General features: G+C 72.6%; 19 protein-coding genes. 14 read left to right on the plus strand and 5 right to left on the minus strand.

The window, feature by feature from the left end; translation table 11 throughout:
- Positions 1-332 precede the first annotated feature (332 nt).
- From ABWI07_RS26270 to ABWI07_RS26310, 9 genes are all read left to right on the plus strand, one after another.
- The gene (locus ABWI07_RS26270) at positions 333-1,370 is read left to right on the plus strand and encodes a methionine ABC transporter ATP-binding protein (RefSeq protein WP_353820111.1); all 1,038 of its coding nucleotides are present in this window, start codon (positions 333-335) and stop codon (positions 1,368-1,370) included.
- Complete coding sequence (locus ABWI07_RS26275; RefSeq protein ID WP_353820112.1) at positions 1,367-2,023, plus strand: methionine ABC transporter permease; 657 nt, start codon at positions 1,367-1,369, stop codon at positions 2,021-2,023. The genes ABWI07_RS26270 and ABWI07_RS26275 overlap by 4 nt, the downstream gene beginning before the upstream one ends.
- 56 nt (positions 2,024-2,079) lie before the next feature.
- Positions 2,080-2,895 (plus strand): MetQ/NlpA family ABC transporter substrate-binding protein, encoded by an 816-nt coding sequence (locus ABWI07_RS26280; RefSeq protein WP_353820113.1) that lies wholly within the window; start codon positions 2,080-2,082, stop codon positions 2,893-2,895.
- Positions 2,896-2,985: 90 nt separating this feature from the next.
- Positions 2,986-3,966 (plus strand): STM4015 family protein, encoded by a 981-nt coding sequence (locus tag ABWI07_RS26285; RefSeq protein ID WP_149262166.1) that lies wholly within the window; start codon positions 2,986-2,988, stop codon positions 3,964-3,966.
- Entirely contained in the window at positions 3,963-4,916 is a 954-nt protein-coding gene (locus ABWI07_RS26290) for an STM4015 family protein (RefSeq protein ID WP_200842177.1), read from the plus strand. Before ABWI07_RS26285 ends, ABWI07_RS26290 begins: the two co-directional genes overlap by 4 nt.
- Positions 4,913-5,983: an STM4014 family protein gene (locus ABWI07_RS26295; RefSeq protein WP_149262167.1), complete on the plus strand. Its 1,071-nt coding sequence runs from the start codon at positions 4,913-4,915 to the stop codon at positions 5,981-5,983. Before ABWI07_RS26290 ends, ABWI07_RS26295 begins: the two co-directional genes overlap by 4 nt.
- Positions 5,980-6,771, plus strand: coding sequence for an STM4013/SEN3800 family hydrolase (locus ABWI07_RS26300; RefSeq protein ID WP_149262411.1), 792 nt, complete (start codon positions 5,980-5,982; stop codon positions 6,769-6,771). The genes ABWI07_RS26295 and ABWI07_RS26300 overlap by 4 nt, the downstream gene beginning before the upstream one ends.
- A gap of 2 nt (positions 6,772-6,773) precedes the next feature.
- The gene (locus ABWI07_RS26305; protein WP_235037164.1) at positions 6,774-8,063 is read left to right on the plus strand and encodes an STM4012 family radical SAM protein; all 1,290 of its coding nucleotides are present in this window, start codon (positions 6,774-6,776) and stop codon (positions 8,061-8,063) included.
- Positions 8,063-8,920 (plus strand): STM4011 family radical SAM protein, encoded by an 858-nt coding sequence (locus tag ABWI07_RS26310; RefSeq protein WP_149262169.1) that lies wholly within the window; start codon positions 8,063-8,065, stop codon positions 8,918-8,920. The genes ABWI07_RS26305 and ABWI07_RS26310 overlap by 1 nt, the downstream gene beginning before the upstream one ends.
- 79 nt (positions 8,921-8,999) lie before the next feature.
- Here ABWI07_RS26310 and ABWI07_RS26315 read toward each other — a convergent pair whose 3' ends face one another.
- The 4 genes from ABWI07_RS26315 to ABWI07_RS26330 all read right to left on the minus strand — a co-directional run bounded on the left by ABWI07_RS26315 (position 9,000) and on the right by ABWI07_RS26330 (position 12,608).
- Positions 9,000-10,166: a DUF6745 domain-containing protein gene (locus ABWI07_RS26315; protein WP_235037127.1), complete on the minus strand. Its 1,167-nt coding sequence runs from the start codon at positions 10,164-10,166 to the stop codon at positions 9,000-9,002.
- Between the two features lie 11 nt (positions 10,167-10,177).
- Positions 10,178-10,504 (minus strand): DUF8820 family protein, encoded by a 327-nt coding sequence (locus ABWI07_RS26320; protein WP_149262170.1) that lies wholly within the window; start codon positions 10,502-10,504, stop codon positions 10,178-10,180.
- A 127-nt stretch (positions 10,505-10,631) separates the two neighbouring features.
- The gene (locus tag ABWI07_RS26325) at positions 10,632-11,960 is read right to left on the minus strand and encodes a threonine/serine exporter family protein (protein WP_149262171.1); all 1,329 of its coding nucleotides are present in this window, start codon (positions 11,958-11,960) and stop codon (positions 10,632-10,634) included.
- 228 nt (positions 11,961-12,188) lie between these two features.
- On the minus strand, positions 12,189-12,608 hold the full coding sequence (locus ABWI07_RS26330; protein ID WP_149262172.1) for a DUF3592 domain-containing protein: 420 nt from the start codon (positions 12,606-12,608) through the stop codon (positions 12,189-12,191).
- Positions 12,609-12,718: 110 nt separating this feature from the next.
- Between ABWI07_RS26330 and ABWI07_RS26335 the strand changes: the two genes are divergently transcribed.
- From ABWI07_RS26335 to ABWI07_RS26350, 4 genes are all read left to right on the plus strand, one after another.
- The gene (locus ABWI07_RS26335) at positions 12,719-14,812 is read left to right on the plus strand and encodes a RecQ family ATP-dependent DNA helicase (RefSeq protein WP_353820114.1); all 2,094 of its coding nucleotides are present in this window, start codon (positions 12,719-12,721) and stop codon (positions 14,810-14,812) included.
- A 402-nt stretch (positions 14,813-15,214) separates the two neighbouring features.
- Positions 15,215-15,799, plus strand: coding sequence for an RNA polymerase sigma factor (locus ABWI07_RS26340; RefSeq protein WP_353820115.1), 585 nt, complete (start codon positions 15,215-15,217; stop codon positions 15,797-15,799).
- On the plus strand, positions 15,799-16,455 hold the full coding sequence (locus ABWI07_RS26345) for a hypothetical protein (RefSeq protein ID WP_353820116.1): 657 nt from the start codon (positions 15,799-15,801) through the stop codon (positions 16,453-16,455). The genes ABWI07_RS26340 and ABWI07_RS26345 overlap by 1 nt, the downstream gene beginning before the upstream one ends.
- Before the next feature lie 696 nt (positions 16,456-17,151).
- A complete protein-coding gene (locus tag ABWI07_RS26350) occupies positions 17,152-18,177 on the plus strand; it encodes a LysR family transcriptional regulator (protein ID WP_200842178.1) in 1,026 nt (341 codons plus the stop codon).
- Between the two features lie 33 nt (positions 18,178-18,210).
- On the opposite strand, the gene ABWI07_RS26355 is transcribed toward ABWI07_RS26350, so the two are convergent.
- On the minus strand, positions 18,211-19,134 hold the full coding sequence (locus ABWI07_RS26355) for a carbohydrate kinase family protein (protein WP_149262176.1): 924 nt from the start codon (positions 19,132-19,134) through the stop codon (positions 18,211-18,213).
- 166 nt (positions 19,135-19,300) lie between these two features.
- On the opposite strand from ABWI07_RS26355, the gene ABWI07_RS26360 reads away from it, so the two are divergent.
- The gene (locus tag ABWI07_RS26360) at positions 19,301-21,739 is read left to right on the plus strand and encodes a bifunctional acetate--CoA ligase family protein/GNAT family N-acetyltransferase (RefSeq protein WP_353820117.1); all 2,439 of its coding nucleotides are present in this window, start codon (positions 19,301-19,303) and stop codon (positions 21,737-21,739) included.
- The last annotated feature ends 27 nt before the right edge of the window (positions 21,740-21,766 follow it).

A 21,766-nucleotide genomic window follows, 5' to 3' on the forward strand; every position in this document is an offset into this window, starting at 1 on the left:
GACATGCCTTCCGTACGCCCGTGCCGTGAGCACCGCCCGCCGATGCGGCGGGCCCTTGGGCGTACGTGTTGCCGGCGAATGTGTGACCGCTGAGGGCCCCCGCCTGAGTCTCGCGCCCCGAAGCGAGCGACCTCCGACCCCCTGAGTCGCGCATGTGTTTCGAACGCCACCTGCTGGGCCACACGCCGTACCCGCCCGGTCTCTCCTGACCGCGCCGCGCCGTCCCGGCAATCCCTGATCGCCGCGCGCTGACGACCCGCGCCGTGTGATCGCCGTCCCGTCCTGAACGCCGCCGCCCGTGTGGCGGCCCCTGTCCGCATGGATGATTTCCTGTGATTCAGATCGAAAAACTTCGCAAGGTCTACCGCGGCCGCGGCCGCGAGGTGACCGCCGTCGACGGCGTCGACCTGACCGTCGCCGAGGGCGAGGTCTTCGGCGTCCTCGGCCGCAGCGGCGCGGGCAAGAGCACCCTGCTGCGCTGCGTCAACCTGCTGGAGCGCCCGGACGAGGGCCGCGTCGTTGTCGGCGGCCGTGACCTGCTCGCGCTGCGCGGCGGGGAGCTGCGCCGGGCGCGCCAGGGCATCGGCATGATCCACCAGCATTTCGGCCTGCTCGGCAGCAGGACCGTCGCCGGGAACGTCGCGTTCCCGCTGGAGGTCATGGGCGTCCCGCGCGCCGAGCGGGCCGGGCGCGTCGCCGAGCTGCTCGACCTGGTCGGGCTCACCGAGCACGCGAAGGCGTACCCGGCGCGGATCTCCGGCGGGCAGAAGCAGCGCGTCGGCATCGCCCGCGCGCTCGCGGGACGGCCGAAGGTGCTGCTGTCGGACGAGGCGACCTCCGCGCTGGACCCGGAGACGACCGCCTCCATCCTGGAGCTGCTGCGCGACCTCAACCGCCGGCTCGGCCTCACGATCCTGCTGATCACCCACGAGATGGAGGTGGTCAAGCGCATCTGCGACTCGGCCGCCGTCATGCGGGAGGGCCGGTTCACCGAATCGGGGCCGGTGCCCGCGCTGCTCGCCCGGCCGGGCTCGGAGCTGGCGCGCGGCCTGTTCCCGCTGCCGCCCGCCGAGCCCCGCGACGGCACGACGCTGGTGGAGGTCACGTTCACCGGCGGCGCCACCGACGAGCCGTTCGTCTCGGCACTGGCCCGCAAGTACGCGCTCGACGTCAACATCCTCGGCGGCGCCGTGGAGACCGTCGGCGGCGAGCGGGTCGGCCGGCTCCAGCTCGAACTGCCCGGCGACCCGGCGCAGAACGCCGCGCAGCTGGCGTTCCTCCGCGAATCCGGCCTGGCCGTGGAGGTCCGAGACCCCGGGCGGGTCGACGACCCGGCGCAGGCCGGCCCCGTACAGGAGGACGCACGATGAGCTGGGACGAGGTCATGCCGCTGCTGTGGCCCGCCACCCGCGAGACCCTCTACATGACCGGCGTCGCGACGCTGTTCACCGCCGTCCTCGGGCTGCTGCTCGGGGTGCTGCTGGTGATCACCGAACGGGACGGGCTGCTGTCCGCGCCGCCGGTCAACGCCGTGCTCGGCGTCATCGTCAACATCGGGCGGTCGCTGCCCTTTCTGATCCTGATGGTGGCGATCATCCCGTTCACCCGGGTGGTCGTCGGCACCAGCATCGGCAACGCCGCCGCGATCGTCCCGCTGACCGTCGGCGCCATCCCGTTCTACGCGCGGCTCGTCGAGATCGCGCTCCGCGAGGTCGACCCGGGCGTGCTCGCCGCGGCGCAGGCGATGGGCGCCACCCGCCGCGTGATCGTCGGCAAGGTCCTGCTGCGCGAGGCGCGGCCGGGCCTGGTGTCCGGGCTGACCGTCACCGTCATCGCGCTCATCGGCTACACGGCCATGGCCGGGACGGTCGGCGGCGGCGGGCTCGGCAACCTCGCCGTCGTCTACGGCTACGAGCGCTTCGAGACCAAGGTCATGGTCTCCACCGTGGCGCTGCTGATCGTCCTGGTCCTGGCCGTCCAGGCCGCGGGGGACCTCACCGCCCGCCGCCTGACCCGCAGATGACGCACCGACCCCCTCCCACCGCAGAGATTCCGGTACCGCAGAGAAAGGCACTCCTCGTGCTTCGCAAGTTCACCACCGCGCTGGCCTCCGTCGCCCTCCTCGCCGGCCTCACCGCCTGCGGCTCGTCCTCGGCGTCCGACGACCCGGACGCCCCGCTGAAGGTCGCGGTCAACCCCGTCCCGCACGGCGACATCCTCAAGTACGTCAAGGACGACCTGGCGGGCAAGGCCGGCCTCAAGCTCGAGATCGTCACCTTCAGCGACTACCAGCAGCCGAACACCGCGCTGAAGGAGAAGCAGGTCACGGCGAACTACTTCCAGCACGTGCCGTTCATGGAGGAGTTCGAGAAGAAGTCGGGGACGAAGCTGGCGTTCGTCGCTCCGGTGCACCTCGAACCCCTCGGCGTGTACTCCGAGAAGGTGAAGAGCCTGCAGGAGGTTCCGCAGGGCGCGACCGTCGCCGTGCCGAACGACCCGGCCAACGAGGGGCGCGCGCTGAAGCTGCTCGCCGACAACGGCCTGATCACGCTGAAGCAGGGCGCGCCGACCAGCGCGACCGAGCGGGACGTCGCGGCCAACCCCAAGGGCCTGAAGTTCAAGCCGCTCAAGGCCGCGCAGCTGCCCCGCTCGCTGGCGGACGTCGACCTCTCGGTGATCAACGGCAACTACGCCATCGAGGCCGGCCTGGCCCCGAACAAGGACGCGCTCGTCGCGGAGAAGGCTGAGGGCAACCCCTACGCCAACGGCATCGTCACGCTGCCGGAGGACAAGGACGACCCCCGCGTGAAGAAGCTCGTCCAGCTGCTGCAGGGCCCCGAGGTGAAGAAGTTCGTCGAGGACAAGTACAAGGGGTCGGTGCTGATCGCCTCCTGACCCCGGGCCCGTCCCCGAACCGCGGAAAGCGGCGCGGTTTGTCCGCCGGTCCTGATAGGACATGTGCCGAAGATCAGGCGAAGGGGACCCATGGGCGTATATGAGCACATTGAGGAGTACGTCGGCCTGCCGGTGGCCACGTTCAACGAGGACACCGGCACCGAGGAGGAAGAGGACGACGGCCGCGGCGCCGGCGCCGACCCCCTCACCGGCCAGGACTTCCCGCCCGCGGGCGAGGCCGCCTGGTTCGTCGGGACCTCCTTCGACGAGGAGCCGTTCGACGCGGTCTTCCGGCGGTTCCTCGACACGATCGACACCACCGAGGTGACGGCGCTCATCATCGGCTACTGGGGCGCGTCCTACGAGTCCGACGACTTCCCCGACCCGGTGGCGCTGCTGACCGGGGCCGCCGCGTCGTTCCCGAAGCTGCGGGCGCTGTTCCTCGGTGACATCACCGGCGAGGAAGCGGAGATCTCCTGGATCGAGCACGCCGACATCACGCCCCTGTTCGCCGCGTTCCCCGACCTCGAACGCTTCGAGGTGCGCGGCGCGCAGGGGCTCGTCCTCGACCCGGTCAAGAGCGAGAAGCTGAAGGTGCTGCGCTTCGAGTCGGGCGGGCTGCCCGCCCGGATCGTGCGCGCCGTGGGGGCCAGCGACCTGCCGAACCTCGAGCACCTCGACCTGTGGCTCGGCGAGGAGAACTACGGCGGCGACGCCACCGTCGCCGACCTCGCGCCGTTCCTGTCCGGCGAGCGGCTGCCGAACCTGCGCCACCTCGGCCTGGAGGACAGCGAGATCCAGGACGAGATCGCGGCGGCGGTCGCCGGCGCGCCGATCGTCGCGCGGCTGGAGTCGCTGAGCCTCGCGATGGGCGTCCTGACCGACCAGGGCGCCGAGGCGCTGCTGGCCGGCCAGCCGCTGACCCACCTGCGCAAGCTGGACCTGCACCACCACTTCCTGTCCGACGCGATGATCGAGCGGGTGCGGGCGGCGCTGCCCGGCGTCAAGGTCGACCTCGACGACCAGGAGAAGCCGGACGGCGACTGGCACTACATCGCGGTGTCCGAATGATCCAGCAACGCCTCTCCACCTTCGCGGGGCTGCCCGTCCACACCTTCGACGGCGAGCCGGACGGCCCGCTGCCGGAGCCGGACGAGGTGGCCTGGGGCGTCTACCACCACGTCCACGACAACGGCGCGTGGGGCGCGGAGGTCCCCGAGAACCTCGACCTCCTCCTGACGACGGTCGACACCTCCAAGGTCACTCACCTCGTCATCGGCTTTTGGGGGTTCTCCCGCGAGGAGTTCGACCTGGTGCGGTGGCTGGTGGACAACGCCGGGCGCTTCCCCCGCCTGCGCGCGCTGTTCTTCGGTGACGTCCTCGACTGGGAGTGCCACATCTCCTGGGTCCAGAACGGCGACATCTCGCCGGTGTTCGACGCCTACCCGGGGCTGGAGCACTTCGAGATCCGGGGCGCGTCCGACCTGCGATTCGAGCCGCTGCGCCTCGAACGGCTGAAGGCGCTGCGGATCGAGTCCGGCGGGCTGCCGGCGGAGGTCGTGCGGGCGGTCGCGGGCGGCGACCTGCCCCTACTGGAGCACCTGGACCTGTGGATCGGTTCGGAGCAGTACGGCGGGTCGTCCTCGGCCGAGGACTTCGCGCCCATCCTCACCGGCGAGCGGTTCCCGTCCCTGAAGCACCTCGGCCTTGAGAACGGCCCGTTCCAGGACGAGCTGGCGGGAGCCCTGGCGAGCGCGCCGGTCGTCGCCCGGCTGGAGTCGCTCAGCCTGGCGATGGGGATGCTGTCCGACCGGGGAGCGGAGGCCCTCCTGTCCGGGCAGCCCCTCACCCACCTGCGCAGCCTCGACCTCCACCACGCCTTCCTGAGCGAGGCGATGGCCGAGCGGCTCCGTGCGGCGCTGCCGGGCGTCGACCTCGATCTCACCGACGCGCTGGGCGAGCCGTCGTGGCGGGACCAGGAATGGCTCTTCAGCGACTCCTACATCGCGGTGTCGGAATGACGCTCGCCGTGGTCGGCTCGCCCGGCGACCGGCGTCCCGCGCTGCTCGCCGCGGCGTGCCGGTCCGCCGGGCTGCCCGAGCCCCGGCTCGTCCCCTGGACCGGCGTGCTGCGCGGCGCCCCGCTCTCCTTCGCGGCGGGCGAGGCCGTCCGCGTCGACTCGCCCGGAGAGGACGCCGAGGCCGACGCGCTGCTGCGCGGCCCCGGCGCGCCCGAGCGGGTCGGCGGCGGGGCCCGCTGGCACCGGACGTTCACGGCGGCGCTGCGGCGGGTGTCGGCGGCGGCCTCGGCCTCCGGTGCCCGTCTCCTCGGCGACGTCGAGGAGATCGCGGTCATGTTCGACAAGCGGCTCACCCATGCCCGCCTGCTCTGTGCGGGAGTGCCCGTCCCGCCCGCCCTGCCGGAGGTCGACGGATACGCCTCGCTCCGCGCCCGGATGACCGAGGCGGGCGAGCGGCGGGTGTTCGTGAAGCCGGCGCACGGCTCGTCCGCCTCCGGGGTGGTCGCGCTCCAGACGGCGCCGGGCCGCGTGCGTGCCGTGACGTCGGCGCTCCTGGAGGGCGACCGGCTGGTCAACTCGCTGCGCGTCCGCTCGTACGAGACCGAGGCCGAGGTCGCGGCGCTGATCGACCTGCTCGCCCCGGACGGCCTGCACGTGGAGCGCTGGCTGCCGAAGGCGACGATCGGCGGGCGCGTGTTCGACCTGCGGGTCGTCGTCATCGGCGGCGAACCCACGCACGCCGTCGTCCGGACCAGCCGGACCCCGATGACGAACCTGCACCTGGGCGGTGCCAGGGGAGACCTGGGGGCGGTGCGGCGCGCGCTTGGAGAGGACGGCTGGAACCGGGCCCTCGGCGTGTGCGCGCGGGCCGCCGCCTGCTTCCCGGGCAGCCCCATGGTCGGCGTCGACCTGCTCGCGGGATTCGGGTTGAAGCGGTTCGCGGTCTGCGAGGTGAACGCCTTCGGCGACCTGCTGCCAGGGCTGACCGGGCTCCCCGGGACCTCGGCCGAGGGCCTGGACACCTACGGAGCCCAGGTCCGGGCGGTGTTGAGCGCGTGCACGACATGAACGAGGTCATCGGCAGCCACGACGTGCTGCTGGTGACCCTCGACACGCTGCGGTACGACGTGGCCGCCGAACTGGCCGCGGCGGGGGACACCCCCACGCTGGCCGCGCTGCTCCCGGAAGGCCGCTGGGAGCGCCGCCACACGCCCGGCAGTTTCACCTACGCCGCGCACGCGGCGATGCTGGCCGGCTTCCTGCCGACGCCCGCATCGCCCGGCCCGCATCCGCGCCTGTTCGCCGGCGCCTTCCCGGGCAGCGAGACCACCGCCGCAGGCACGTGGACGTTCGACGCCGCCGACCTGCCGGCGGGCCTCGCCGCCGCGGGCTACCACACGGTCTGCGTGGGCGGCGTCGGGTTCTTCAACAAGCTGACACCGCTCGGGTCGGCGCTGCCGTCGCTCTTCGCCGAGAGCCACTGGGAGCGCGAGTTCGGCGTGACCGACCCGGAGTCGCTGCCCAACCAGATCGACCGGATCGCCGAGGTCATGGCGCGTCTGCCTGCCGGACGGCGCCTGTTCCTGCTGCTGAACGTCGCGTCCTTGCACCAGCCCAACTGGTTCTACATGGACGGCGCCACACGTTCAGACGGGGATACGCGTGCGAGCCACGCCGCCGCGCTCCGGCATGTGGACGCCCACATCGGCAGGCTGTTCGGCTTGATGCGCCGGCCGTGCTTCGTCATCGTCTGCTCCGACCACGGGACGGCGTACGGCGAGGACGGCCACACGGGCCACCGCATCGGCCACGAGGTCGTCTGGACCGTTCCGTACGGGGAGTTCGTTCTGCCGTGAACCTGAACGCCGTGAACCCATATCAGGCGTACGTGTACGCCTATCCGCACAAGACCGCCTACCGTCCGCTGCGCCCCGAGCCCGCGCTGCGGGACGTGTGGGCGGACGAGCCGCTCGACGCGCTCTTCCTGTACTTGCACGTGCCGTTCTGCGAGATGAGGTGCGGCTTCTGCAACCTCTTCACCCGCACCGGCGCGCCGGAGGAACTGACCGGCGCCTACCTGGACGCGCTCGACCGGCAGGCCACCGCCGTCCTGGACGCCCTGGACGGGCCCGCCTTCGCCACCGCGGCGTTCGGCGGGGGGACGCCGACCTACTTCACCGCGTCCGAGCTGGAACGGCTCTGCGGCATCGCCGGACGGTTCCCCGGGTTCGGCTCGATCCCGCTGGGCGTGGAGACGTCCCCTGCGACCGCCACCACCGACCGGCTGACTGTCCTCGCCGAACACGGGACCACCCGCGTATCCATCGGCGTGCAGAGCTTCCTGGACGAGGAGGCGCGCGCCGCCGTCCGGCCGCAGAAGCGCGCCGAAGTGGAGGCCGCGCTGGACCGCATCCGTGCCGTGGGGTTCCCGATCCTGAACATCGACCTGATCTACGGCATCGACGGCCAGACGCCCGCGACGTGGACGCACTCCTTGGACGCCGCTCTCGCGTGGCGCCCTGAGGAGGTCTACCTGTACCCGCTCTACGTCCGCCCGCTGACCGGCCTCGGCCGCCGTGCCCAGGACTGGGACGACCAGCGCCTCACCCTCTACCGGCTCGGCCGCGACCACCTGCTCGGCGAGGGCTACGAGCAGGTGTCGATGCGGATGTTCCGGCTGCCGTCATCCGGTGCGGGCGGCACGGAGTACTGCTGCCAGACGGACGGCATGGTCGGTCTGGGCTGCGGGGCGCGCTCCTACACCTCCCGCCTCCACTACTCGTTCGAGTACGCCGTCGGAGCCGGGCAGGTGCGCTCCATCATCGACGACTACGTGCGCGAGTCCGATTTCACCACCGCCCGCGTCGGCTTCGCGCTGGGCGACGACGAACGCCGCCGGCGGCATCTCGTCCAGTCCCTTCTGCAAGCGAGCGGCGTCGATCTGGGCGCCTACCGCGCGCGCTTCGGGAGCGACCCGATGGACGACTTCCCCGCCGATCTGAAGTCCTTCGCCGATCGCGGATGGCTGGAGACCACCGAGGACGCCGTTCGACTCACCCCTGAGGGGCTCGCCTACTCCGACGCCATAGGCCCGGCCCTGTTCTCGTCCCCTGTCCGGGACCTGATGGCCTCCTACGAGGCGCGGTGATGGACCATCTGACGATCCTGTACCGGGGGCCGCTCGCCAGCTGCGACTACGACTGCCCGTACTGCCCGTTCGCCAAGCGCCGCGACACGCCCGAGCAGCTCCGCGCCGACCGCGCCGCGCTCGAACGCTTCACGGAGTGGGTGGCGCACCGCGACCACCGCGTCTCGGTCCTCTTCACGCCGTGGGGCGAGGGGCTCGTCCGCTCCTGGTACCGGCGCGCCCTGACCGACCTGAGCCACCTCCCGCACGTGGAGCGGGTCGCGATCCAGACGAACCTCAGCCACCGCGTGTCGTGGACGGCCGACGCCGACCTCACCCGGCTGGCGCTGTGGGCGACCTACCACCCCGGCCAGGTGCCCTACGAGCGGTTCCTCGGCAAATGCCTGGACCTGGCGTCGCGCGGTGTCCGCTTCAGCGTCGGGATCGTCGGCCAGCCGGAGCACCTCGACGCCGCCCGCCGCCTCCGCGCGGACCTTCCCGACACCACCTATCTCTGGGTCAACGCCGCCGAAGGACGCGTCTACGACGACGCCGAGGCCGCCTCCTGGACCGACATCGACCCGCTGTTCCCCGTGAGCCGCCATCCGCACGCGAGCCGCGGCCTCCCCTGCCGGACGGGGGACACGGTCGTGTCGGTGGACGGCGACGGAACGGTCCGGCGCTGCCACTTCGTCCCGTCCGTGCTGGGCAACCTCTACGACGGATCGTTCCAGGACGCCCTGGCACCGCGCCCTTGCCCGCTCGACACGTGCGACTGCCACATCGGCTACGTCCACCTCGAACCGCTCGGCCTCTACGACACCTTCGCCGGCGGCGTCCTCGAACGGATCCCCGCCCTGCTCGGCCAGGCTCCCTGAACGGGCGGCGCCCCCTGGTGACTGGGGAAGTGAGACCAGGGGACGCCGGCCAGACCGGATACTCCGGTCGCCTACAGGCTCAGGTCTGCTTCTCGGGGTGGTAGTCGGCCTCGTCCACGCCGAACGTCCACGCGACGCCCGCGCGCGCCGTGCGAGTGTCGGGCGGGACGCGCAGGTAGTAGGTGCGGTGCGTGCCGTCCGGCTCGGGCGTGGAGTTGACCACCTCCACCATGACCACCGGTTCGTCGCCCGGCAGGTCGATCGACCACAGGACGCCCGTCTCGTCGCGGTGCCGCGGACGCGCGCCGGTCTCGGCCAGGTACCGGTCGTAACCGAAGATCTCCAGCATCACGCGGCGCAGCTCGGCGTTCTGCTCGGCGGAGATGCGGTCGGGCGTCAGGTCGGTGAGCGACTCGACGAAATCGGGCGGGATCGGCATGCCGCGCCAGGCGTGCAGGGCGAATCCGTCCGGGTAGGCGAGGGCGGGGCCGTCGCCGCGGTGCAGCCGGCCGGGCTCGTCGCGGTACAGCTCACTGGGCCGCTCGGAGAGGATCACCAGCCGCTCGTAGGGCCACCACCAGCCGGCCGACCGGGCGACTTCCGCCAGCCCGGTCAGCGGGCCGTCGAGCCGTCCGAGCGACTCGAACAACGCCAGCCACGGCGCGTCGTGCTGGCCCAGGACGGCGTCGAGCGTGGCCGCGCGCAGCAGCGACTCGGCCGCGTCCTCCTCCGGGGTGGACCGCTCGTTCCCCGCCGCCATCGACCGGCCGTGCGCCCGGTCGCCGACAGCCCCGCGCACGCGCGTCACCAGCGCCTGCACCTGGTCCCACAGCAGCCCGCCCGTCTCGGCCCAGGTGCGCGGCCACTGCTCCGGCCCCTGTTCGGAGCAGGCCGCCGCGCGTTCGGCTTCCCAAGGCCGGGTGCGCACGTCCGTCAGGACGCTCCGCCCCGCCGCGTCGGCGCCCAGGTCGGCGCGGGCCTGCTGGAGCAGGTCGTCAAGCCCGGCCTTCTCCAACGCCTCGCCATGCCCGGCGAGGACGGCCGCCGCGACGGCGCCCCGCATGGGGGAGGGCACCCACAGGTACCGCTCGGGGGGCTCCAACCCTGCGGCCGCGTAGGCGGCGGCCACGCCCGCCTCGGCGCGTGCACGGTCGGCGGGACCGGTGGCGAACGCCGCCGCCTGCCAGTCTCCGACCACGTAATGGGTCTCGCGTACCGTTCCGGTGAGCATCGTTCCGGTGAGCATCGTCCCGCCCCTCAGTCGGCCACGACGCGGACCGCGCCGGGCACGTACTCGCGCTGGCGGATCACCCGGTACCAGCCCTTGGGCAGGGTGATCGCCGCGTGCTCCTCATGCACCAGCCGCCCGCCGGACGGCAGGTGCAGGTGGTCCGGGACGAGCGGGTCGGGGGTGCGCAGCAGCGTGCCGGGCGCGGCGAGGGCGTGGGCGTGCCCGGTGGCCTCACCACGGGCCAGCACCATGCGGCCCCGGCCGTCGCGCGGGGACGGCGGCAGCTCGCGGACGGCCTGCGGAACCGATTCCTCGGGCACGGGCAGGATCAGGACGTCTCCCTGTCGGTACATGCCGCGAACGTAACGTCCACCACCGACAAAACCGCCGCCGGAACCACCCACCGCCTGGGCGCCGACGAGGCGCCCACCGGCGAGGTCGCGCGCCGGCAGGACCGGCCGCCGGCAGGACCGGGCGGGGTCAGAAGCCGCGGGTCCGGCGGGCCGCCGGGCGGGCCCAGCGGCCCGACGCGCTGAGGCCGACGTGCTGGAACGCGCGGACGAGTTCGCCGCCGAGGTTCACGCCGGCGCCGAGCGCGAGCGCCACGGAGATCGCTCCGATGAGGCTCAGCACGCCCGCCTGCGGCGAACCGGTGTTGAGCTCGACCATGCCGCGGTAGAGCGCCGTCCCCGGCAGCAGCGGGCCGATGGCGGGGACCACGAAGGGCATGACGGGCGCCCCGTGCCTGCGGGCGAGCCAGCTCGCCATGACACCGACGAGGGTCGCCGCCACGGCGGCGGCCAGGACGGGTGGAACGTGCCATCCGCGGCCCAGGACGTACAGCACCCAGATCATCGCGCCGCCCAGGGCGACCGTGGTCAGCACGTCGCGCGGGGCGGCGAGGGACACCGCGAACGTCAGCGAGATGGCGGCGGCGGCCAGGACGGCGATGGGCTTCAGGCTCGCCGAGGGGGTGGGCAGGTGCACCACGTCGATCGGCACGCCCATGTTCACCGCGAGGTAGACCACGGCGCCCAGCCCGGCCACGATCGCCGCGATCATGAAGAAGACCTCCAGGACCCGCGCCCCGGCGCTGACCAGGTCTCCGGTGATGCCGTCCTGGATGCTCGCCACCAGCGGGCGTCCCGGGAGCAGCGCCAGGATCGAGCCGGTGACGATCGTCGCGGCCTGGCCCGGGTTGCCGAGGGCCACCACCCCCGCGGCCGCCGCCGCTCCTATCGCGGCGGCCACCGACAGCTGGAAGAACTCCGCGATGCCCCGGCGCGCCAGCGCGGCGGCCGTGCGGTCGCCCAGCATCGTGGCGACGAACGCCGTGGTCGCCACCAGCGGCCCGCCGCCGGACAGCACGCTGCCCGACGCGGCGATGAGCCCGAGCGACACGACCAGCAGCCAGGTCGGGTACGGAGGGCGGCCCCTCTTGATCTCCGCGAGCCGCTTGTGGGCCTCCTCCAGTTCGAGCATGCCGATGGACGCGTCCTGGACGAGCTGGTGCAGCGCGGTGAGCCGCCAGTAGGCCGGAGTCCGCCGCCGGATGGCGCGCGCGCCCGTCATCGGCGCCGCGCCCCCTCCCGGGTGCGCCGAGACCAGGATGCTGGTCAGCGTGACCTGCACCTCGCAGCGGGGGAGTTCGTAGGCCACGGCCAGACCGAGCATCGCCTCGTTGACGCGCTCGGTGGTCTCGCCACTGGCCAGAAGGAGCTCGCCCACGCGCAGCACCAGATCGACGACGCGCGCGTCGACGATCTCGCTCGGCTCGTCTTCCGGCGCCTCGGGGGGCGTGGTGTCCATCAGGACCTGCCATGTCCGCCGCAAGCGATCAGCCGCGCCCATTCCCCCCAGGTGTCCCTTCCCGCCCATGAACCGATCTTGACTGGCAGGCTACCCACCTGCCCGGCGTCCCCAATCCGTGGCCTGCGTCCCACCCTTCTCACTCACCGGCGTCGCCATGCGAATGCCGGGCGGCAGTGGCCGACGCAGCGCACTGGGGCCGCCGACCTGTGGCCGCGGCTCAGGACATCAGGTGACGAAGTTCACGACCAAACCCACGGCAAGAGATGCCCCTGCGACTCCGGCCGCCAAGCAGGAGAACAGGCCGGGCCTGTCGTAGCCCTCCAAGCGAACGCGCTGAGGCTTGGCCGGGTCGTACCGGACGCGCAGCCGCGTCGAGCGGTCGATCGGATAGAGCCGACCGACCTTGGACTCCACTCTGACCTCGTCGCTGTCCGGCGGGCTGAAGGCGACCTCGGGATAGAAGCGGGGATCGCCCTCGCCGTCGGAGTCCTCACGGACTCCGACGATCTCCGCCTCGATCCACTGCCCGCGGACCAGGAGTCGGAAGTTGGCCCACGCTTCTACGAAGGCCCAGCAGGAAAGCCCTGTGCAGAGCGGGATCATAGCCGCCTTGATGGCCGTGTCGATCGTCTGTTCCCAGTCCACTCGCGAAGAGTATCGGTCGCGCGGTGCAAGCCGTGATCAGCCGAAACCGGCCGTTTTCCACAGAACGTCGTTCTGGTGCGGGTGCTCCGCGGCACTGGTACCAAGGACGCATGAGCTCTTCGGACGGTCTGCGGGACGAGGCCGAGCGGTGCCTGCGCGCCCTCGCCGGTGACCACGCGCGGCTGCGCGACGACCAGTGGACGGCGATCAGCGCGCTCGTCGTCGAGCGGCGGCGCGCCCTCGTCGTCCAGCGGACCGGCTGGGGCAAGTCCGCCGTCTACTTCGTGGCGACCCGGCTGCTGCGCGAGCGCGGCGCCGGCCCGACCGTGATCGTCTCGCCGCTGCTGGCGCTGATGCGCAACCAGATCGAGGCCGCCGACCGGGCGGGCATCCGCGCCCGCACGATCAACTCGTCCAACACCGGCGACTGGGAGCAGGTCTTCGCCGAGGTCGAGGAGGGCGCGGTCGACGTCCTGCTGGTGAGCCCCGAGCGGCTCAACAACCCCGACTTCCGCGATCTCGTCCTGCCGAAGCTCGCCGCGGGGGCCGGGCTGGTCGTGGTCGACGAGGCGCACTGCATCTCCGACTGGGGCCACGACTTCCGCCCCGACTACCGGCGGCTGCGCACCCTGCTGGCCGACCTGCCGCCCGGCATCCCGGTGCTCGCCACCACCGCGACGGCCAACGCCCGCGTCACCAAGGACGTCGCCGAGCAGCTCGCCGGCGACGACGCCCTGGTCCTGCGGGGCCCCCTCGAACGCGACTCGCTGCACCTCGCCGTGGTGAACCTCCCCTCCGCCGAGCAGCGCGTCGCCTGGCTGGGCGAGCACCTCGGCGACCTCCCGGGCTCCGGCATCATCTACACCCTCACCGTCGCCGCGGCCCACGAGATCACCGGCTGGCTCCGCGACCGCGGGTACGAGGTGGCCGCCTACTCCGGCCAGACCGAGCAGGCCGAGCGCCTCCAGGCCGAGCGGGACCTCCACGACAACAAGCTCAAGGCCCTCGTCGCCACCAGCGCCCTCGGCATGGGCTTCGACAAGCCCGACCTCGGCTTCATCGTCCACGTCGGTGCGCCGCAGTCCCCGGTGGCCTACTACCAGCAGATCGGCCGGGCCGGCCGCGGCGTCGACCGCGCCGAGGTGATCCTGCTCCCCGGCCGCGAAGACCGCGACATCTGGGCCTACTTCGCAAGCCTGGCCTTCCCTCCGGAGCACATCGTCCGCAGCACGCTGGACGTCCTTGACATGGCCGACCGCCCGCTCTCCACCACGGCCCTGGAGCCGATGGTCGACCTCAACCGGGCCCGCCTGGAGATGATGCTCAAGGTCCTCGACGTGGACGGCGCCGCCCGCCGCGTCAAGGGCGGCTGGACGTCCACGGGCGAACCCTGGTCCTACGACCGCGAGCGCTACGAGCGCGTCACTGCCGAGCGCCGCCGCGAGCAGCAGGCGATGCTCGACTACATCGCCACCACCGGCTGCCGCGAGGAGTTCCTGCGCCGCCAGCTGGACGACCCCGCCGCCGCGCCCTGCGGCCGCTGCGACAACTGCACGGGCCGCCACTGGCCCACCGAGGTCACCCAGGAGAGCACGACCCAGGCCCGCGACCGCCTGCACCGCCCCGGCGTCGACATCGCCCCCCGCCGCATGTGGCCGACGGGCGTGAAGGACGACCTGGGCGTCTCCGGCCGCATCAAGCCCGAGCTCCAGGCCGAGACGGGCCGCGCCCTCGGCCGCCTCACCGACATCGGCTGGGGCAACCGCCTGCGCGGCCTGTTCGCCGCCGACGACACCGACGTCCCGGCCGACCTGGTGGACGCCGTCGTGAAGGTCCTCGCCGCCTGGGACTGGACGGCCCGCCCCACCGGCGTCGTCACGATCGGCTCCCGCTCCCGCCCCCGCCTGGTCACGACGTTCGGCCGGCGCATCGCCCAGATAGGCCGCCTGCCCTACCTGGGCGAACTGACCCCCATCGGCGACCCCGCCCCCCGCCGCCACAACAGCGCCCAACGCCTCCGCTCCGTCTGGAACGCCCTGGCCGTCCCCCAAGACCTGGCCGAGGCCCTAGCCGACAACCCCGGCCACATCCTCCTGGTGGACGACCGCATAGAAACCGGCTGGACAATGACCGTAGCCACCCGCCTCCTAAAAGAGTCCGGCGCTCAATCAACCCTCCCCTTGGCACTAGCCACGCCCACCTAACCCCGAAGCCCCGCACTCCCCACCCCGGCACCCTTCCCAATCCCCGCCCTGCCACCACACGCAACACCCGAACGCGCAGGACGCCGAGCGCGCTCAACCCACCGGGCACGCGGCCTGCAACCACACGCGCGACGTGCCGGGGGCGTGTCGGGTGCCGGGCGTGTGCAGGCTGCCGGGCGCGCGCCCTACCGCCGCACGCGGACGGCCGAGGCCCGGGTACCGGCGTGTTCGACCCGCCGGACAGGCGGCCGGGCGTGCGATGTGTCGGGTGTCGGGCGTGCGCAGGCTGCGGTGGCCATGGTGGCGCGGCCCCTATTGGCCATTTTGGGGGTTGGCGTGAAGGCGGGGGGAGTGGGCGGGCAATAACGGGTGTCAGGGGAGCCACTCGGAAGGTGCCGACGCATGGCCGCCACTGTTCCCTCGTCCGCGGCGCCGGCCGGGATGCCCGTGGAGCCCAGCGACGCCGTGGTGATGGCGGCGTCCCGTGGTGATCCTGAGCGGTTCTCGGAGATCTTCGACCGGTACTTCGCGGAGATCCACCGCTACGTCGCGTCCCGTCTCGGGGACGCCGCGGCCGACGACGTGGCCGCCGAGACGTTCCTGACGGCCTTCACGCTGCGGCACAAGTACGACACCGGACGCCCCCAGGCCCGCGCGTGGTTGTACGGCATCGCCACCAACCTCCTCCGGCGGCATCGCCGTTCCGAGACGCGGGCCTACCGGGCGGTCGGACGCGCGGCCGACGAGACCGACCACGCCGACCGGGTCGCCGAGATGGTCAGCGCGCAGGGGATGCGGCCCCGGCTGGCGGCGGCGCTGGCGGGCTTGGGCGCGGGAGACCGCGACGTTCTGCTGCTGGTCGCGTACGGCGACCTGGGTTATGAGGAGGTCGCGCAGGCCCTCGGCATCCGCGTCGGGACGGTCGGCTCCCGGCTCAACCGGGCGCGGCGCAAGCTGCGCAAAGCCCTTGAAGGAGACGCGGAGTGATGGACGAGATGCGCATGCTGCGGGAGTACCACGACGCCCGTCCCGGTCCGTCGTCCGAGGTGACCGCCCAGGCACGAGCCCGGCTGGAGGAGAGGGCGCGGACACGGGAGCGCAGGTTTCGGGTGCGGCGGCGCTACGTGCTGGGCGTCGCGGCCATCGGCGCCGCGGCGGTCGCGACGGTGCCGCTCGGCGGAGGGTCGGGCGGTGACCAGGCGTACGCGGCCGAGCGGCTGCCGGACGGCCGGATCAAGGTGACGATGGACGACCTCGCAGGCCCACCGGCGATCATCGAGCGGCGGCTGGACAGGGTGGAACGCGAGCTCGCCGCGCTGGGCGTCAAGGCGGACATCGAACTGATCCCCTCCCAGACGGAGTGTTCGAGCGTCCCGCGTGGTGATCTCGACGTGGAGGCCAACAGGCGTGCGAGCCCGGTCGATGACGGATGGCTCCTGCCCCACCGGGACAAGCGCGCGATCTTCTACGTGCATCCTGAACGCATCAAGCCCGGAAACACCCTGGTCTGGACGCTCGCCGTGACCCGCGCCGGAGGCATGACGGCGGTGCAGCTCAGCTTGTACCAGGTGCGCGGTCCGGTGAAGCCCTGCGATCCAGTGCCGCTCGGCGAGATACGCCCCCGGTTGGGCGGAGGCGGTTGATCCTGGTCCGCCCCCTCGCCCACGTCGGACCGGGAAGACGGAGGGACCGACCGACCTCTTGCCCGGCGGAGGTGGCGGATCCTGGTCCGCCCTCGCCTACAGCGGACCCGGGAGCGCGGAGGGACGATCTCTGCCCGGCCTTCGCGGAGGGCGGATGCCGCGTGTGACCGCTGCCGCCGGTTGCGGCACGAGGCGGCTCTGGCGGTGACCGCGCTGGGCCGGGCCGTCTCGTCCTCGGCGTGCGGCGGCGGCCGCGCCGCTGGCGGGTGGACGCCGTGCCCCGCCGCGGGCCGGGTTCGCGGCAGGGGAAGAGTGTGCCGCCCGCGCGCCCCCGAGGGCGCGGGCGGGACGTTTTCGGGCCGGGCCGTGCGCGCGGCCCCGCGCACGGGCCGGCGTCCGGTCCCGGCGCCGCGGCGGAGAAGAGCCGCGGCGAACGGGAGTCGGGGCGCCGGGCGGCGGCCCCGGCGGCCGGCACCACCGGGGCGCGCCCGGGAGCGCCGCCGTCCTGGGAGTGGGACGGGTGACGGCGGCGGTGGAGCGGCTCGAAGGAAAGTGTTCTAGAGGTTAGAAAACTCTGTCCAGTTGTTTGGCAGAACATCTTGAGATAAGTTCAGGCGGAAATGTCATCATTTCCCGCTTAGTTGACCGCGCGGCCATTTCCGCGACCCGCCGGATGAGGTAGTAATGTCCCACCCCATGTCCCCGACCCTCGACTCGCTCCTGGAGTGTCCGCCCGGCCTGCTGGACATGACGTTCGACCAGCTCCGGACGCTGCTGGTGGTGCACGAGACGGGGTCGGCGCTACGGGCGGCCCGGGTGCTGGGCCGCGAGCAGTCGAGCGTCCAGAAGCAGCTCGACACGCTGAACCGCAACAGCCAGGTCCTGTGCGGCGAGGTCCTGACCGTCCGGCAGGGGCGCGGGAAGGACTACCTGTTCACCCCGACCGGGGAGACCACGGTCGAACTGGCGCGCACGACCTTCGAGAAATGGCTGGAGTCCATTCACTGGAGCCGGCGCCGCCTCGGCCGGATGCTGACGGTCGGGACGACCGAGTTCACCCTGCCGATCGTCTCCCGGGCCTGGGACCGGGTCTCCGAGGAGTTCCGGCAGCGGGAGGTCGAGTTCAAGGTCGCCCACGTCCGCACCAAGGACCTGTGGTCCCGGCTGGAGACCCGCCAGGTCGACCTCATCTGCGGCAGCATCGTCAGCACCCCGGAGGGCGACCTGCGCCTGAAGGAGTACGAGGTCATCGAGTACGCCCGGGGCCAGGCGCTGCTGCTCACCAACCTGCCGGAGGGCGAACTGCCCGACACCCCCGTGGAGACCAGCCGCCTCGGCCGGATCCCGCTGGTGGTGCCGCCCGCAGGGCTCGTCGCCGACCTGCTCGCCACCTGGTACGGGACGAACTTCCGCGAGCGCCTGAGCGTCGTCGCCGACATCGACGACCTGCACTACGGGCTGTCGCTGCTGCGCTCCGGGTTCGTGCGCGGCTGCATGATCGTCACGGGTTCGATCGGGCGGGGCATGGCGGCGCAGGAGGACCCCGACGCCGTCCCGCTCCGCGCGATCAAGCTGCACGACGACCTGGAGCCCAAGGCCGAGCTCATGACGGGCGCCTTCGTCCGCCGCGCCGATCTCGAACGCTATGACGCGGGGCACCCCCTCAACCGCCTCTGGGACGCGGTCAAGGAGGACGTCCGCACCTACACCCCGCTCGCCTGACGGGCGCTGCTCTCCCGAGCGACCGGGCCGCCGCTACTTGATCTGGTTGTCGACCACGTCGAGGGTGGGGCGGGCGCCCAGGTGCTGCATGGCGCGGGCGGCCAGGCGGCAGCCCGCGGTGAGCGCGTCGGCCGGCTGCTTGCCGTCCAGCCAGGGCGGGAGGAACCCGGCGACGAACGCGTCACCGGCGCCGGTGCCGTCGACGATCTTCTCGACGGGCTCCGCCGCGACGGTGACCGGCTCGGGGCGGCCGTTGGTGTACCAGAGGGCGCCGTCGGCGCCGCTCTTGATGACGACCTGGGGGTACCAGGCGGTCAGCACCTTGGCGGCCTGCTCCGGGGTGTCGCGGCCGGTGAGGATCTCGGCCTCCTTGGCGTTGACGACCAGGAGGCGGGCGCCCTGCGTCCACTCCAGGAAGGGCTCGGCGCCCATCCGCTTGAGCGGGGAGGACGAGCCGCCGTCCACGGAGACCGACATCTGCGCCTTGCGGGCGATGTCGAGGGTGTGGATGGCCGCCTTGCGGGAGCCCTCGTTGATCAGGGAGTACCCCGACAGGTGCAGGTGGGTGCCCTGGGAGAACAGGTCCTTGCAGCGCTCGATGTCCTCCGGGAGGAGGGCGGCGTTGGCACCGGGGTCCGACAGCATCGTCCGGTCGCCCTTGTGGGTGACCATGACCACGCAGGTGCCGGTGGGACGCTCCTGGTCCATGACGAGGCGGGCGTCGACGCCGTAGCCCATCAACTCCATGTCCCGGTTACGGCCCGCGATGTCGGAGCCGCGGCGGCCGACGAAGGCGGCGTCGGTCCCCTCCACGGCAAGCCATGCGGCCACGTTGGCGCCGGAGCCGCCACCGTGGGTCGTCACGGCGGCGGGCGTGTCGCTCCCCTTCGCAAGGGGATACGCGGCACGAGCCACGGTGTCTGTCATAAGATCGCCGACCACGACCACGCGCGTCATGGAGTCATCACCTCGATCAACACGGCCCGCGCGAGCGGCATTCAGGGCGTGTGCTCGACCGTAACAGCTCTCGAGCCCCGATTAGGTCTCGAACGCGCAGCGAAACCGAGGAAGCCCGTTTTTCTTCGCGGGGGCCGTGACGCATCCGTGCCTTACCCTCGGGTACGTGACCGAGCGTTACCCGGACCAGTGGGAGGCCGACGTCGTCCTCAGCGACGGCGGGACGGCCCATCTGCGTCCCATCCGGCCCGAGGACGCCGAGCTCCTGCGCACGTTCCACGCGCGGCTGTCCCCGGAGTCGATCTACTACCGGTTCTTCTCCCCGCGCCCCCACCTGTCGGACCGCGATGTCGAGCACTTCACGACCGTCGACTACGACCGGCGCGTCGCGCTGATCGCCACGATCGCCGAGGAGATGGTGGCGGTCGTCCGCTACGACAGCCTGGCCGACCGGCCCGAGACGGCGGAGGTGGCGTTCCTCGTGGAGGACGCGCACCAGGGCCGCGGGCTCGGTGCCGTGCTGCTGGAGCACATCGCCGCGGCGGCGCGGGAGCGGGGCGTGCGCCGGTTCGTGGCGAGCGTCCTGCCCGACAACCGCCGGATGACCCGGGTGTTCCGGGAGGCGGGGTACCAGGCGGAGCAGCGCTTCGAGGAGGGCGTGATCGAGCTCGTCCTCGACCTGGAGCCGACCGACACCTCGCTGGAGGTCATGACGGCGCGCGAGCACCGGGCCGAGTCGCGGTCGATCCAGCGGCTGCTGTTCCCGCGGTCGGTGGCGGTGATCGGGGCGAGCCGGGCCGAGCACAGCGTGGGGCAGACCGTCCTGCGGAACCTGCTCGCCGGCGACTTCAGCGGACCGGTGTACCCGGTGCATCCGTCGGCGGTCGCGGTGGCCGGGGTCCGCGCGTACGCGTCCGTGCTGGAGATCCCGGACGATGTGGACCTCGCCGTCGTGGCCGTGCGCGCCGACGCCGTCCACGAGGTCGTGGAGGAGTGCGCAGGCAAGGGTGTGCGCGGGCTGGTCGTCGTGTCGTCCGGCTTCGGCGAGGTAGGGGAAGAGGGACGCGCCGCCCAGGAGCAACTGGTGCGGCTTGCGCGCGCCTACGGGATGCGGGTCGTCGGCCCCAACTGCCTGGGCATCGCCAACACCGACACCGACGTGCGGCTGAACGCGACCCTGGCGCCGACCATGCCGGGACGCGGCCCGGTGGGGTTCTTCTCCCAGTCCGGCGCGCTGGGCATCGCCATCTTGCAGCGGACGGCCGAACGCGGTCTCGGGCTGTCCACGTTCGTCTCGGCGGGGAACCGGGCGGACGTCTCCGGCAACGACCTCATGCAGTACTGGGAGGAGGACCCGGCGACCAGGGCCGTCCTGCTCTACCTGGAGTCGCTGGGCAACCCCCGCAAGTTCGCGCGGCTGGCGCGCAGGCTCGGCCGCCGCAAGCCGATCGTGGCGGTGAAGAGCGGCCGCAGCACGCAGGGCGTCCCGATCGGGCACGCGGCGCGGGCGCTCACCCTGCCCGACCACGCGGTCAGCGCGCTGTTCGAGCAGGCCGGCGTGATCCGGGTGGAGGACCTCGCGGAGCTGTTCGACGTGGCGCAGGTGCTGGCCTACCAGCCGCTCCCGGCCGGCGACCGCATCGCGATCATCGACAACTCCAACTCGCTGGGCCTGCTGGCGCAGGACGAGGCCGTCGCGCTCGGCCTGGAGGTCCGGCCCCGCATCGACCTCGGCCCGAGCGCCGACGCCGACGACTACGAGGCCGCCCTCGCCGGGGCGCTGGACGACGACTCGGTCGACGCGGTCGTGGCGCTGTTCACGCCCCCGACGATCGGCGGCTTCGACGTCCGCGTCCCCGAGAAGATCCTCCGGCTGGCCGCCGAGGGCAGGAAGCCGATCGTGGCGACCTACCTCGGCACCGAGGGCATGCCCGCCGAGCTGCGCGTCATCGGCCCGGACGGGATGGCCGCGGAGGGCTCCGTGCCGTCCTACGCCTCGCCGGAGGACGCCGTCAGGGCGCTGGCGTACGTGATCCGGTACGCGCAGTGGCGGCAGCGCCCCCACGGCCGCATGCCGGTGTTCGAAGACGTGGACCGCGCCAAGGCGCGGGACCTGGTCGCCGGGTGGCTGGGCGACGGCGGCCCCGTCGAGGTCGACCCGGAGCAGGCGGTGGAGCTGCTGGCCTGCTACGGCATCGGGCTCGCCGGCGGCACGGACGGGGTCGCGACCCGCATCGTGGTCCGGGAGGACCCCTCGTTCGGCGCGCTGGTCTCGTTCGGGATCGCCGACGAGACCGCCGAGCTGCTGGAGGACCGCGCCTACCGCCTGTCGCCGCTCGCGGACGCGGAGGCGGCCGAGATGATCCGCGCGATCCGCACCGCGCCGCTGCTGCTCGGGCACCGCGGCGCCGATCCGGTGAACCTCGGGGCCCTGGAGGAGCTGCTGCTGCGCGCGTCCCGCCTCGGCTACGACCTCCCCGAGGTGGCGCGGCTGGAGCTGAACCCCGTCATGGTCGGCGCGTCCGGCGTCGCGGTGCGCGCGGTCAGGCTGACGCTGGGACGCCCCCTCGGGCCGCGTCCCGAACTGGAGCCGCGCCACCTCTGACCCGGGTCGGGCCGCGGTCTCACCCCG

This window comes from Actinomadura sp. NPDC000600 (genome assembly GCF_040492135.1).
Classification (GTDB): domain Bacteria; phylum Actinomycetota; class Actinomycetes; order Streptosporangiales; family Streptosporangiaceae; genus Spirillospora.

Bases quoted from the DNA above. Each gene is read 5' to 3' on its own strand.
- ABWI07_RS26315 (WP_235037127.1), bottom strand. From the start codon at position 10,166: ATGCTCACCGGAACGATGCTCACCGGAACGGTACGCGAGACCCATTAC.
- ABWI07_RS26335 (WP_353820114.1), top strand. From the start codon at position 12,719: ATGAGCTCTTCGGACGGTCTGCGGGACGAGGCCGAGCGGTGCCTGCGC.
- ABWI07_RS26295 (WP_149262167.1), top strand. From the start codon at position 4,913: ATGACGCTCGCCGTGGTCGGCTCGCCCGGCGACCGGCGTCCCGCGCTG.
- ABWI07_RS26290 (WP_200842177.1), top strand. From the start codon at position 3,963: ATGATCCAGCAACGCCTCTCCACCTTCGCGGGGCTGCCCGTCCACACC.
- ABWI07_RS26285 (WP_149262166.1), top strand. From the start codon at position 2,986: ATGGGCGTATATGAGCACATTGAGGAGTACGTCGGCCTGCCGGTGGCC.
- ABWI07_RS26275 (WP_353820112.1), top strand. From the start codon at position 1,367: ATGAGCTGGGACGAGGTCATGCCGCTGCTGTGGCCCGCCACCCGCGAG.
- ABWI07_RS26340 (WP_353820115.1), top strand. From the start codon at position 15,215: ATGGCCGCCACTGTTCCCTCGTCCGCGGCGCCGGCCGGGATGCCCGTG.
- ABWI07_RS26310 (WP_149262169.1), top strand. From the start codon at position 8,063: ATGGACCATCTGACGATCCTGTACCGGGGGCCGCTCGCCAGCTGCGAC.
- ABWI07_RS26320 (WP_149262170.1), bottom strand. From the start codon at position 10,504: ATGTACCGACAGGGAGACGTCCTGATCCTGCCCGTGCCCGAGGAATCG.
- ABWI07_RS26350 (WP_200842178.1), top strand. From the start codon at position 17,152: ATGTCCCCGACCCTCGACTCGCTCCTGGAGTGTCCGCCCGGCCTGCTG.
- ABWI07_RS26300 (WP_149262411.1), top strand. From the start codon at position 5,980: ATGAACGAGGTCATCGGCAGCCACGACGTGCTGCTGGTGACCCTCGAC.
- ABWI07_RS26345 (WP_353820116.1), top strand. From the start codon at position 15,799: ATGGACGAGATGCGCATGCTGCGGGAGTACCACGACGCCCGTCCCGGT.
- ABWI07_RS26355 (WP_149262176.1), bottom strand. From the start codon at position 19,134: ATGACGCGCGTGGTCGTGGTCGGCGATCTTATGACAGACACCGTGGCT.
- ABWI07_RS26325 (WP_149262171.1), bottom strand. From the start codon at position 11,960: ATGGACACCACGCCCCCCGAGGCGCCGGAAGACGAGCCGAGCGAGATC.